This window comes from Bordetella genomosp. 5 (assembly GCF_002261475.1).
Classification (GTDB): domain Bacteria; phylum Pseudomonadota; class Gammaproteobacteria; order Burkholderiales; family Burkholderiaceae_B; genus Bordetella.
On sequence record NZ_NEVN01000002.1, the window covers coordinates 430989 to 443360 of the forward strand.

Genomic DNA, 12372 nt, shown 5'->3' on the forward strand with positions numbered 1-12372 from the left:
TGTGCGCCGAACGGCGGCGCGACGCCTCCCGGTGCCCGCATCGCGGCGGGCCCGGGCGACGGCATGTCGTCAACGAAGGCGCGGCAGGACGAGCTTCAGGCGCGCTGATCCATGAACCGGCCCAGGTCGTGCGGCGGCGCGCCGTCGCGCGGATCGAGCTGCACGTCCGGCGGCGTCTGCGGCGTGATCGGCCACTGCCAGATCTCACCCAGCGTGGTGCGGCCCACGTCCATCGGCGCGATCACGCTGCCCTTGAGTTCGCTGATGTAAGCCGGGATGTCGTCGCCCTTGGGCAGGTCCTGGGCATGCGTGTGATCGGCGATGCCCGCGCCGATCGCGCCGAGCAACTGGTCGATCTCGTTGCGCACCGCATTGAGCGAGTAGACCATCATGGTGTCGTGGGCCGCGCCGAAGTCGCTCGCGATGAGCTCGCTCAGGTTTTGATATTGCTGCGTCGCGAGCTTGTTCTCGAGGCGCGCGCCGCGCAGCTCCATATTGCTTGCCGTGCGGTCCGAAAGCTCGAGCGTCTCGGTCCGGCCGGCGGCCTCGAAGCGCGCCTGGAACACCGCGGGCTGGTCGGGATTGCGCGTCACGCCCTTGAAGTTGGCGCTGCTGAAGAACGGGTCGTCGAGCCTGTCGGTGATCGCCTGGCGGTCGGTGGCGCTGTCGGCCATGTCCTGCACGCTCTCGCGCGTGGCCTGCGCCGTGTCGCGCGAGGCCAGCAGCTGGTTGGCGAGACTCAGGCCTTCGCGCGCCTTGGTCGCCATCACGTCGGTGAGGGTGGCACGATCCTGGATGGCCACGGTGCCGAGTTCGAGCCCCTCGACCGAGAGCGTCGCCGCGGAAAACGCATCGTTGATGGACACCTGCGGGAAGAGATTGCGATCGGCGCCGCCGAGCCCTGGCAACGAGTGCAGGATGACGCCGAATTTTTCGAGCGCGACGCCGGGGTGATCGAAGCCGGCGCCGTTCGCATGGACCGCGTTCATCTCGCGGAATTGCTCGTGCAACTGTCGCATCGTGGCGCTGGCATCGATGCCTTGCCGCTCGTGCAGATGGTGCCCCAGGTTCGACAGCATCGTGAAGTCCTTGAACACGGCCAGCGTGTAGCCGGTGCCGATCGGCAGGTCCTGCGCCGCGGCCAGCGGCTTGTCGTTCACGCTGATGCTGTATGACCAGGTGCGGGTCGCCGGATTCTCCGCGACATCCAGGCGGGCCAGGGCGGTGTGCGCAGGCTCGAGCGCCTGTTGCAGGTTGCTCAGGTGCACCAGCAGATTCTCATGCGCGGCGAGATCGCCCGCGGCGCCCTGTGACGGGGTATGCAGTGCGTCGAAGGCCTGCTTGATGGCTTCTTTCTTGGCGCCGCCCCGGAAGAAGTCCTTGATGCTGTCGAACACGCCCATGCGTTGGGCCTCGCCCAGCGTTTCGGCCTGCGCAATGTGGTCCATGCGCGACTGGCTGAGATTCACGCCGTTGTAACTTACGCTCGTAGTCATACCGAATCCTCTCGCGGGCGGGTCCCGGAACGTGGGTACCCGAATGCCCGTGAGTAACGGCGCGGCGCGGATCGTTCCGTTGCGGCTATGTGGACGCCGCCGGCCCGCCGATGGGCGAGGCGGGATGCGCGCGGCCGCGGCCCGCGGCCTTGGCGGCGTAGAGCGCGCGATCGGCGAGCTCCAGCAGGCTGTCCAGATCCGCCGCATCCTGCGGGAACATCGCGATGCCGGCCGAGGCGCCCACCTGCTGCAGGACCGCCGGGTAGGGCGCCGAGAGCGCGCGGATCAGCTCCTCGGCCAGGCGCATCGCCTGGTCCCGATCGGTGTCTTCGAGCAGCACCACGAACTCGTCGCCACCGAAGCGCGCGACGATGTCGGCGCTGCGCAGGGTGTTGCGCATGCGGTCGGCGGCGATGCGCAGGACCAGGTCGCCGAGGCCGTGCCCGTTCCTGTCGTTGACCTCCTTGAAGTTGTCGAGGTCGAGCGCGAGCAGCGCCACCGGCCGGCCGGTGCGCTGAGCCGCCGCGAGCGCGTGCAGGGCGAGTTCGCGGAACAGCAGTCGGTTGCTGAGCGCCGTGAGCGGGTCGTGATACGCCAGCTCCTGGGTCTTGATGAGCATCTGCGAGGCATGCGTCAGCGCGTCTCCCAGCGCCGCGGTTTCGCGGAAGCGGGTGGCCGGCACCTCGATCTCACCGCCGTTGCCCAGCGCCACGGCGGGCTCGATCAGCGCCGCGACGGACGCCTCGATCATGCGGCCCAGGCGATACGCCAGCAGCATGCCGCTCAGGATGATGGCTCCGCCGGTCAGCATCACCAGCAGCATCGAGCGCCGCAGCCCCGCTGCCAGCTCGGCAATCGGCGCGCCCACCGCCACGGCCCATTGCGCATCGGTGCTGTGGGTGAAGGCGGTCAGGACGGGAATGCCTTCCTTGGTTTCGCTCTGGAGCGTGCCCTCGCGTTGAGATTTGATCGACTCGGCCAGGCTGCCCACGGCCGACTGGCCGATGTAGCGGGCATCATCGCGGCTGCGGCCCACGATGACCGCGTTGCTGTCGAGCGCCGCCGCCACCCAGCCGGTATCGAGCTGGTGGCGCTGCAGGATCTGGCTGATGCGAATGGGGCGGATGCCGGCGCTGAGCGTATACGGCACGGTTGCCCCGATCTCCACGGGCACGCTCACGGCCAGCGTCAGCTCGCCGCCGATCGCCGTATGAAACAGGCCCGACACCGTGGTCTTGCGCTCGTCGATGGCCTGGCTCAGCGTGCCGGCCGGAATGGCGCTGCGCACCGGCACGGCGGGGTAGTGCCGATCCGTGTTGAGGACTTGCATGCCTTGCGGATCGATCAGCAGGTAGCCGTCGACGTTCTGCAGCCGCAGGGCGTCTTCGATGCGCCGGTAGAACGATTCCATGTCGCCGCGGGCCAGGTCTTCGGCCGTGGCCAGCACGCGCAGGCCGGCTTCGATGCCGTGCAGCTCGCGCTCGACCTCGGCCACCAGGTTGCGTGCCGTGGATATCGCCGACTCGAACACGCGCTCCTTGCGCAGCAGGTAGTCCTGATAGACGGCACCCGCGGCGACCAGCGCGGCGGGCACGGTACAGACCAGGACCAGCGCCACCAGAGCCGCCCGCAGAGTGGGGCGGCGCCGGACGGGGCGGGCGGGGGCGTGATCCATGACGCAGCGATGCCTTTGTTATGGGACGGTCGGCGTGTCTCGTGGGCGGTGAGGCGGCAGCGCCGTTTGCTTAGGGTAGTCGGTTTGCGGAAAAAAGGGTCAAGTGGCGTGAGGGTGTTGCAGGAATGCGAAGCGGTGTGACGGTTAGCCGGAAATTTGCGAGCGCCCGGTCCTTCAAAGCGCGGGATGTCGGGCTGAATCGGGAGGCCGCCGGAGCATGGCGCAAGCCTGTTGCGTAAACCCCGATATCGAACCTTATTTATTGCGTATTTTCACCGCTACGCCGCGTGTTCAAAGGTGTAATATCAGCGCTCGCCAAGGCCTGTGCCCATCTGTAACGACGCACTTATTCGCGCCGTGGAGCTCGCCGGCACACAACATCACATCGAGACAAACGGATTGAGGGGTAGTGACATGCAACGCATCAACAAACTTGGCTTGGCCCTGCTGACCGCCTTCGGCACGCTGGGGACCGCGCACGCCGCCGACATCAAGCTCGGCGTTGCCGAAGCGCTGTCCGGCGGTGCCGCCCAATACGGCGTGTCGATCCGCAATGGCTTCCAGCTGGCCGCCGAAGAGATCAACGCCGCCGGGGGCGTCAATGGCAACAAGCTCACGCTGGTCATCGAAGACGAGCAGGGCAAGAAAGAAGAAGCCATCAACGTCTTCAAGAAGCTGATCTTCCAGGACAAGGTCCTGATGGTCTTCGGCCCCACGCTGTCGAACTCGGCGCAGGCCGCCGACCCGGTCGCGCAAGCCGCCAAGACGGTCGCTTTCGGCACCTCGAACACGGCTGACGGCATCACCTCCATCGGCAACTACGTGTTCCGTAACTCGGTCACCGAAGCCGATGTGCTGCCCGCCACCATCGAGACCGTGCGCCGCAAGACCGGCATGAAGAACGTGGCCGTGCTCTACGGCAACGACGACGTCTTCACCAAGAGCGGCTACGACAACTTCAAGAAGGCGCTCGACGACCAGAAGGTGCCGGTGACCACCACCGAAACCTTCGCCAAGGGCGATGTCGACTTCAAGGCGCAGCTCACCAAGATCAAGGGCACCAATCCTGACGCCATCGTGCTGTCGGCCCTGCTGGCCGAAGGCGGCCCGATCATGGTGCAGGCGCGTCAGCTCGGCCTGAACGTGCCCGTGATCGGTGGCAACGGCATGAACTCGGTCAAGATTTTCGACCTGGCCCCCGGCGGCGCGTCGAACAATCTCTGGATCGGCAGCCCCTGGTCCATCGAAAACCAGACGCCCGAAAACACCAAGTTCATCGCGGCCTACAAGGCCAAGTTCGGCTCGGCCCCGGATCAGTTCTCGGCCCAGTCGTACGACGCGCTGTACATCGTGGCGCAAGGCCTGAAAAACGTGAAGCTCACCGGCGACCTCGCCAAGGACCGCACGGCGCTGCGCGACGCGCTGCCCGAAGTGAAGTGGAGCGGCGCGACCGGCCCGTTCCAGTTCCGCCAGGCCAAGGACCGTGCCGGCAAACCCGCCGGCTACGACGCGCAGCAGGCGCCGATCGTCAGCGTCACCAAGGACGGCAAGTACGTCATTGAAAAGTGATGCGCGGTCATTGAACCGCGGCGCGGGCGCCTGAGCGCCCGTGGTCGTCATCGGCCGGTACGCGGCGCCGCAGGGCGCGGCCCCGGCTGCTTGAGGGCGGCGTCGGCGCCGCCCTCAAGGCATTTTTGAACCGGACAACGCCATGTTGGAACAACAATTCGTCAATGCCCTCTCGCTGGGCTGCGTCTATGCGCTCTTCGCGCTGGGCTTCACGCTGGTCTTCGGCGTGCTCGGCGTGATCAACCTCGCGCACGGCGCGGTGTTCATGACCGGCGCCTACGCGGCGCTCGTGGTCGTGTCGTACCTGCAACTGCCGCTGTGGGCCGCGCTGATCGCCGCGTTCGTGGTGTCGGGCGCGATCGGCGCGCTCATCGATGTGCTGGTGCTCAAGCCGCTGCGCAAGCGCAATGCGCCCCACCTGATCCCGATGATCGCCACGATCGGCGTGGGCATCGTGCTCAACAACGCCGCGCAAGGCATCTTCGGCGCCGCCAATCTGCGCTTCCCGCACGGCACCGTGCCCGAGGATGTGATCGAAGTGGCCGGCCTGCACGTGACCGTGATCGAGCTGGGCATCATCTTCCTGTCGTTCGCGCTGATGGCCGTGCTGATGGTCGTCATGCACCGCACCCAGTTCGGCCGTGCGCTGCGCGCCATCGCCGAGTCGCCCAAGGCGGCCTGGCTGCTGGGCGTCAACGTCGAGCGCCTGTTCCTGACCACCTCGTTCGCCGCCGCCGCGCTCGGTGGCGTGGCCGGCGTGCTGATCGGCCTGTACTCCAACGCGCTGTTCCCGCTGATGGGACAGCCGATGCTGCACAAGGGCATCGCCGTCATCATTCTGGGCGGCATGGGCGACATCCGTGGCGCCATGCTCGGCGGCCTGTTCCTCGGGTTTGCCGAAGTGCTGTCGGTGGCCTACGTGGGCTCGACCATGCGCGACGCCGTCGCGTTCGGGCTGCTCTTCCTGATCCTGCTGGTGCGTCCGCAAGGGCTGTTCGGCAAAGTCGTGCAACGCAAGGCCTGAGCATGAGTGGATTCGAAAACTTCTGGGCCATTTATGGCAACCTGGTGCTCACGCTGGGCACCAACGCGCTGCTGGCGCTCTCGATCTGGCTGACGCTGGCCTGCGGCATGCTTGCCATGGCCAACGCGGCGTTCATGGGCATCGGCGCCTACGCGGCGGCGCTGCTCACGATGAATTACGACATGCCCTTCTCGGTGGCGCTCGCGGGCGGCATGGTCGCGCCGGCGATCGTGGCGCTGCTGATCGGCTTGCCCACGCTCCGGCTTTCGGGGGTGTATCTGGCCATGGCCACGCTGGGCTTCGGCGAGGTCGTGCGCGTCACGATCCTCAATACCGAATCGCTCACGGGTGGCGCGCTCGGCCTGAATGGCATTCCGCAGCTGACGCAGTGGTGGCATGTGCTGCTGTCGCTGCTCATCGTGCTGTTCGTGCTGTGGCGCGTCCGGGCCTCGAAGGTGGGACGCGCGTTCGACGCCATCCGGGGCGACGAAACCGCGGCCGGCCTGATGGGCATCGACGTGCGGGCGAACAAGATGCTGGCCTTCGTGGCCGGCGCCATGATCGCGGGCCTGGCCGGTGCGCTCAATGCCCACCTGACCTTCTTCATCGGCCCCAACGAGTACGGCTTCGATCGTGGCGTGGAGATCCTCACCATGACCATTCTCGGCGGCATCGGCAGCCTGATCGGACCGCTCGTGGGCAGTTTCATCATCACCCTGTTGCCCGAGATGCTGCGCGGATTCTCCGACTTCCGCCTCGTCGTCAACGGCCTCATCCTGGTGCTTATCGTGTTGTTCCTGCCGCAAGGTATCTGGGATCCCGTGCGCTTCAAGCGCTGGTTCAAGGGAGGCAAGCATGCTTGAGCTGACCTCCGTCTCCAAGAGTTTCGGCGGCCTGCACGTGCTGCATGACGTCAATCTGAGCGTGCCGCAAGGCGCGATCTTCGGCCTGATCGGCCCCAACGGCGCGGGCAAGACCACGGTGTTCAATCTGATCACCGGCCTGCTGGATCCCTCCAGCGGCAGCATCCGCTACGAAGGCCAGGACCTGCTGCGCAAGAAGCCGTATCAGATCACGCGCATGGGCATTGCCCGCACGTTCCAGAACATCCGACTGTTCAAGGAGATGACGCTGCTCGAGAACGTCGTCGTGGGCGCCTATCGCCACATGGACTACGGTTTCGCGAGCCTGCTGGCGGGCCTGCCCGACTACCGCCGTCACGAAGCGCGGGCGCGCGAGCGTGCCCGCGAGCTGTTGTCGTGGATGCGCCTCGAGCACAAGGCCGACGATCTGGCCGACAACCTGTCGTATGGCGAACAGCGCCGCCTCGAGCTGGCGCGTGCGTTGGCGACCGAGCCCAAGCTGTTGCTGCTCGACGAGCCGGTGGCCGGCATGAATACCGGCGAGCGCGCCGAGCTCATGCGCGAGATCACCGCCATCCGCGATCGCGGCTACACCATCCTCATGATCGAGCACGACATGCGTTTCGTGATGGGCCTGTGCGAGCGCATCGCGGTGCTGAATTTCGGCAAGATCATCGCCTGCGGTGGTCCCGAAGAGATCCGCAACAACGAGCAGGTGATCGAGGCCTATCTGGGCCGCGAAGAAGACGATGAGCCCACGCATGCGGAGGTGCAGTCATGAGCATGCTCGAAGTCACCGGGCTGGAAGTCAATTACGGCCATATCGAGGCGGTGCGCAACATCGACTTCGCGCTCGAGGCGGGGCAGGTCACGGCGCTGGTCGGCGCCAACGGCGCGGGCAAGTCCACCACGCTGCTGGCGCTGTCGGGTCTGTTGCCCAAGGCCAGGGGCGCGGTCCGCTTCGAAGGCGAGGACATCACCCGTCTCGCGCCGCATGAGATCGTGGCGCGCGGCATCGTCCAGGTGCCGGAGGGTCGGGCCATCCTGACCACCATGACGGTGCGCGAAAACCTCGAGCTCGGCGCCTATCGCCGCGGCCTGAAGGATGCGGCGAGCGAGCTGGAATACGTGTTCCATCTGTTTCCGCGCCTGAAGGAGCGCATCGACGGCATGGCCGGCAATCTGTCCGGCGGTGAGCAGCAGATGCTGGCCATCGGCCGGGCGCTGATGGCCAAGCCGCGCCTGCTGCTGCTCGACGAGCCGTCGATGGGGCTGGCGCCCATCGTGGTGCAGGAGATCTTCCGCTCGCTGCGCGCGGTCAACGGCGACGGGCTCACGCTGCTGCTGGTGGAGCAGAACGTGCGTCAGGCGCTGCGCATCGCGCAACGGGGCTACGTGCTCGAGAACGGGGCGCTGGCGCTGTCGGGAACCGGCCGCGAGCTGCTCGGGCATCCGCGCGTGCTCGAGGCCTACCTCGGCGCCTGAGTGCCGGGTGCCAGGTTCAGGGCACCGGGCGCGAGACCAGGACCCTGCCGTTCGCGCGGCAGGGTCTTTTGCATATTGCGCGAACACCAGCGCTACATTGGTGCCCTGATCCGCCATCGCAGGAGCGACGCATGCCCCATCCCTTGCCGAGAATCACCATTCAGTACTGCACGCAATGCCAATGGCTGCTGCGGGCGGCGTGGATGGCGCAGGAGTTGCTGTCGACGTTTTCCACCGATCTGGGCGAGGTGGCACTGGTGCCCGGAACGGGCGGCGTGTTCATCGTGACGGTGAATGGCACGGTGATCTGGGACCGCCGCAGCGACGGCGGATTTCCCGACGCCAAGGCGCTCAAGCAGCGCGTGCGCGACCAGCTCGATCCGGGCCGGGATCTCGGCCATATCGATCGCCACGGCGCCTGAGCACGGAGCGGCGGCGCGGCCACGCCGCGCGCGTGGCGGCCGAACGCTCAGCCGAGCCCGAGCATGTCGGCCAGGCTCAGCCCGGTGGGCGCTTCCACGAGCTGAATGTGCGATTCGAGTTGGCGCAGATGTTGATCCATCTCGGCGATCGCCTCATCGACGCGGCCCTGTTCGAGATGGTCGACCACACGCGCGTGCTCGTCGTGCTCGCAGGTGGCGTTGCCGGGCGGCTGAAAAATCGCCACCACGAGCGAGCAGCGCGAGATCAGTTCGGCCAGATAGCGCGCGAGAATCGGATTGCGCGACAGCTCGCCCAGGCGCACATGAAAGGCGCTGGCGAGCCGCGCCCATTCCGTTTGCGGCAGGGTGTGCATGGCGCGGTGTTCGTCGCGCAGTTGCCGACGCAGCGAGGCGTAGTCGGCGCGCGTGGCGGCCTGCGCGACCAGCGGCAGGATGGCGGCCTCGAGCGCGCGGCGTGCCTCGAACAGCATGCCGACCTCTTCGCGGGTCGGCATGGCCACCATCGCGCCGCGATTGGGGCGCAGCTCAACCACGTGGTCGTGCGCCAGCCGTTGCAACACCTTTTGCACCGTGCTGCGGCCCACGCCGAAGAGTTCGCACAGCGCGGCCTCGGGCAGCTTGGTGCCGGGGCGCAGGCGCTGGCTCATCACACCGCTGACCACGGCCTGGTAAATGCGGGTTTCGGTGTCCTCGGTGCCGTCCGCCGCCGCCGGGACGAGCGTGCTGGGCCGGACCTTGGGACGACCGCGCGTGACCGTCCGCGCGGTGGCGGGCTCGGGAGCCGCCGCCGGCCGTGCGCGGGAGGGAGATGCTGCTTTCTTCATGGAGCGATGTCGAGTGGCGCGGGGCGGCGAGGCGCCCCGCGCTGTGGGGCAGCCTATTTTGCCACCGGGTTCAGGGCCTGCGCAGCCGGGCCTGTGGCGGCGTCGGTTCCGGGCAACGTCCCCACGCCCAGCGCGCCCGTCCGCCGGCCGACGGCGATGGCCAGACGGATCAATGCCAGGTCGCTTCCCGCCGGGCCGAGCAACGATACCCCCGCCGGCAGGCCGTCCGCGCCGATGAACGGGATATTGACCTGCGGCAGACCGGCCAGGCCCGCGATCGAGGTGATGCGGAAGGTGTTGGCGCGGATCTGATCCACCGCGGCGGCGTCCGCGGTGCGCGAGATCGCCGCGCTCGAGGCGGAGGGCAGCACGGCCACCGTGTCGGTACCCAGCAGCGCGCGAATCTGCTCGCGCAGGCGCGCCTGCTCGGCCGTGGCGCGCGCCGCGGTGTCGGCGTCCACGCCGGCGGCCATCTTCCAGCGGCCCGCGACCGCCGCGCCGAAGCCCGGCTGCACGCGCGTGATCCAGTCACGGTGCGTCTGCCACGCGTCGTAGGCCGACACGGTCACGTAGGTCTGGCGCCAATGCTCGAGATCGGTGTCGGAGGTGGGCGCCTCCGACGGCGCCACGCCGAGCTCCTCGCTCAGCGCCTGGCGCACGGCGTCCAGCAGGGGGCCGAACGCGGGCTCCGCCTGGGCGCAGGCGTCGCCGAGCACGACGGCCGCGCGCCAGGGCGACGGCGCGTCATCCGCGAGCAGCACGCTGCCCACGCGTTCGAAAACGGCCGCGTCCCGCGCCAGCCAGGTCACGGTATCGAACAGCGGCGAGAGCGGCACGAGGTGTTCCGCGCTCACCTTTCCGTGCGTGGTGCGCAGGCCCCACAGGCCGCAGTAACTCGCCGGCACCCGGGTGGATCCGCCCGTGTCGGTGCCGAGCGCGAAGTCGACCAGGCCGGCGGCGACCGCGGACGCCGATCCGCTTGACGAGCCGCCCGGCACCCGATCGGGCGCGCGGGTGTTCAGCGGCGTGCCGTAATGCGCGTTCTCACCCTGGATGCTGTAGGCCAGCTCGTCGGTGATGGTCTTGCCGTCCAGCCGCGCACCGGCCGCGAGCAGACGCGCGACCACGGGGCTGGTGGCGCTGGCCGGTTCGTGGGTCGCGAGCCAGTCCGGGTTGCCGGCGCCGGTGGGATGGCCGGCTACGTCGAAGAGGTCCTTGGCCGCGAAGCGCAGGCCATCGAGCGGGCCCGAGCCTGTCGGCGGCAGCGTGAAGAGGCCGTGCGGCACCCACGCGCCGGCGGTGTCGGCATAGGGCAGGGGCGAGGCGGCCGGTTGCGAAGTGGTCATGCGGAAAGCTCCTGGTCGGCGGTAAGGGTATCGACGTGCTGGCTGATGGCGCCCGGCGTGGTGACCCACACCTCGCCCTGATCGCGGCGCGCGGCGATGTGAGCGAGCGCGCGGCGCAGATGGCGCAGGCGGTACGGCTGACCCACGAGGTAGGGATGCAGGGCAATGCCCATCACGAGCGGCTGCTGGCGGGATTGCTCGAGCATCTCGTCGAAGTTGTCGATGATGAGCTGGGCGAAGTCTTTGCCGTCCATCTGGCGCGCCACGATCATCGGGATGTCGTTCACTTCCTGCGGATAGGGCACGGACCAGAGCGGCCGATTGCTGCGGGTCCGCAGTGTGGTCGGTTGATCGTCGTGACACCAGTTCAGGGTGTAGCGATAGCCGGTTTCGACGAGCAGGTCGCAGGTGAGCGGCGACTCGGCGATCCACGGCGAGAGCCAGCCGGCGGGCGCGGCGCCGGTGCGCTCGGCGAAGCGCCGGGCGCAATGCTCGAGCAGCGCGCGCTCCGTGGCCTCGTCGAAGCCGCCCTGATGTTCTGCATTGGTGTGGCCGTGCGCGATGAGCTCGTCGCCGCGCGCGAGGCAGGCATCGATCAGCTCGGGGCAATGATCGAGGATCGCGGTGTTGGCGATGACGCCCGCCGGCAAGCGCAGCGCGTCGAACAGCTCGAGGCAGCGCCAGGCGCCGACCCGGTTGCCGTACTCGCGCCAGGCGTAGTTCAGGACGTCGGGCTCGCCGAAGCTGGCGCCGAGCCGGGCGCCCAGGCCGGAGCCGTAGGCGAAGTGCTCGATATTGAAGCCCAGATACACGGCCAGGCGAGCGCCGCCAGGCCAGCTGTAATCGGCGCGCCGATGGATGGGCGCGTAATCGAAGCGGTCGTGGGTGGGCAGCGGGCCGTAACGCGCGGGGCTGGTCGCCGGTGCCGGTGCGGAAGGGGAGGGGGCGCTCATTTCGCTGCCAGGCCCGCGCGCACCAGCAGCCATTCGGCGCTGTCGTTCCAGACGTCCATCTCGGTGATGAGGCCGTCGCGGACCACGTAGCGGTCGACATAACGATTGCCTTCGAACGGCGTGCCGTCGAGCCATTCGCCGTACAGGGTGCCCCGGTTATAGACCACGGCCTGTTGCGGCGTGGCGCCGGCCACCACGTCGGTGGACTCGAAGCGCTTCTTCACCCAGGCATAGCGCGACGCATTGAACGCGGTGCACTCCGACGGGTCGCGCATCTCGCGGCCGCCGGTGAATCGGATGCGCAGGTCGGGGCTGACGTAGCGGCGCGCGCCTTCGGGATCCGGCTTCATCAACGTCGTCAGATAACTGTCGACGATGGCGCCCGCGTCGGCGGCGTTCCAGTTTGGTGCGGTCTGCATCATTTGCTCCCATGAATTGCACTGTTCTTGTGCGTACGAGGTGTCTCGAGACAGACGGGCGAAATGGCCAGCCCCAGGGGGCGAGCCTTTCTTTCCGTCAATGAATCCATTAATTGTCGTCAATAAATACCTATGGATTGACGGCAAAAATACCCTGGTACACAAGCAAACCCTGTGCCAGGATTGAGCGCAGGAAAGCAAAACTGGCATGGGTTTTGCTTGAGAGGGGCAGAGGCGTCGTTGGCGCCGATCACCACAACCCCTTCGGGAGAATT

At 67.6% G+C, this 12372-nt stretch carries 12 protein-coding genes; 6 read left to right on the forward strand and 6 right to left on the reverse strand.

Annotated elements, in window-relative coordinates; genetic code table 11:
• Positions 1 to 95: 95 nt before the first annotated feature.
• A complete protein-coding gene (locus tag CEK29_RS05625) occupies positions 96 to 1496 on the reverse strand; it encodes a hypothetical protein (RefSeq protein WP_141218307.1) in 1401 nt (466 codons plus the stop codon).
• An 85-nt stretch (positions 1497 to 1581) separates the two neighbouring features.
• Positions 1582 to 3171, reverse strand: coding sequence for a sensor domain-containing diguanylate cyclase (locus tag CEK29_RS05630; RefSeq protein WP_094857547.1), 1590 nt, complete (start codon positions 3169 to 3171; stop codon positions 1582 to 1584).
• A 414-nt stretch (positions 3172 to 3585) separates the two neighbouring features.
• Here CEK29_RS05630 and CEK29_RS05635 point away from each other — a divergent pair, with 414 nt between their 5' ends.
• The 6 genes from CEK29_RS05635 to CEK29_RS05660 all read left to right on the forward strand — a co-directional run bounded on the left by CEK29_RS05635 (position 3586) and on the right by CEK29_RS05660 (position 8534).
• Entirely contained in the window at positions 3586 to 4740 is a 1155-nt protein-coding gene (locus CEK29_RS05635; RefSeq protein ID WP_094857548.1) for an ABC transporter substrate-binding protein, read from the forward strand.
• Between the two features lie 142 nt (positions 4741 to 4882).
• Positions 4883 to 5764, forward strand: a complete 882-nt coding sequence (locus tag CEK29_RS05640; protein WP_094857549.1) for a branched-chain amino acid ABC transporter permease — start codon at positions 4883 to 4885, stop codon at positions 5762 to 5764.
• A gap of 2 nt (positions 5765 to 5766) precedes the next feature.
• Entirely contained in the window at positions 5767 to 6627 is an 861-nt protein-coding gene (locus CEK29_RS05645; RefSeq protein ID WP_094857550.1) for a branched-chain amino acid ABC transporter permease, read from the forward strand.
• Positions 6620 to 7408, forward strand: coding sequence for an ABC transporter ATP-binding protein (locus CEK29_RS05650; RefSeq protein WP_094799638.1), 789 nt, complete (start codon positions 6620 to 6622; stop codon positions 7406 to 7408). Before CEK29_RS05645 ends, CEK29_RS05650 begins: the two co-directional genes overlap by 8 nt.
• Entirely contained in the window at positions 7405 to 8112 is a 708-nt protein-coding gene (locus CEK29_RS05655) for an ABC transporter ATP-binding protein (RefSeq protein WP_432759234.1), read from the forward strand. Before CEK29_RS05650 ends, CEK29_RS05655 begins: the two co-directional genes overlap by 4 nt.
• Before the next feature lie 131 nt (positions 8113 to 8243).
• A complete protein-coding gene (locus tag CEK29_RS05660; protein WP_094799636.1) occupies positions 8244 to 8534 on the forward strand; it encodes a SelT/SelW/SelH family protein in 291 nt (96 codons plus the stop codon).
• A gap of 47 nt (positions 8535 to 8581) precedes the next feature.
• Here CEK29_RS05660 and CEK29_RS05665 read toward each other — a convergent pair whose 3' ends face one another.
• Genes CEK29_RS05665 through CEK29_RS05680 form a run of 4 tightly spaced genes read right to left on the reverse strand, consistent with a single transcriptional unit; the run spans position 8582 to position 12097 of the window.
• Positions 8582 to 9379, reverse strand: a complete 798-nt coding sequence (locus tag CEK29_RS05665; protein WP_094799635.1) for a GntR family transcriptional regulator — start codon at positions 9377 to 9379, stop codon at positions 8582 to 8584.
• 53 nt (positions 9380 to 9432) lie between these two features.
• The gene (locus CEK29_RS05670) at positions 9433 to 10725 is read right to left on the reverse strand and encodes an amidase (RefSeq protein ID WP_094857551.1); all 1293 of its coding nucleotides are present in this window, start codon (positions 10723 to 10725) and stop codon (positions 9433 to 9435) included.
• Positions 10722 to 11678: a polysaccharide deacetylase family protein gene (locus CEK29_RS05675; protein ID WP_094857552.1), complete on the reverse strand. Its 957-nt coding sequence runs from the start codon at positions 11676 to 11678 to the stop codon at positions 10722 to 10724. The genes CEK29_RS05670 and CEK29_RS05675 overlap by 4 nt, the downstream gene beginning before the upstream one ends.
• Complete coding sequence (locus CEK29_RS05680; RefSeq protein ID WP_094857553.1) at positions 11675 to 12097, reverse strand: nuclear transport factor 2 family protein; 423 nt, start codon at positions 12095 to 12097, stop codon at positions 11675 to 11677. Before CEK29_RS05680 ends, CEK29_RS05675 begins: the two co-directional genes overlap by 4 nt.
• Between the last annotated feature and the right edge of the window lie 275 nt (positions 12098 to 12372).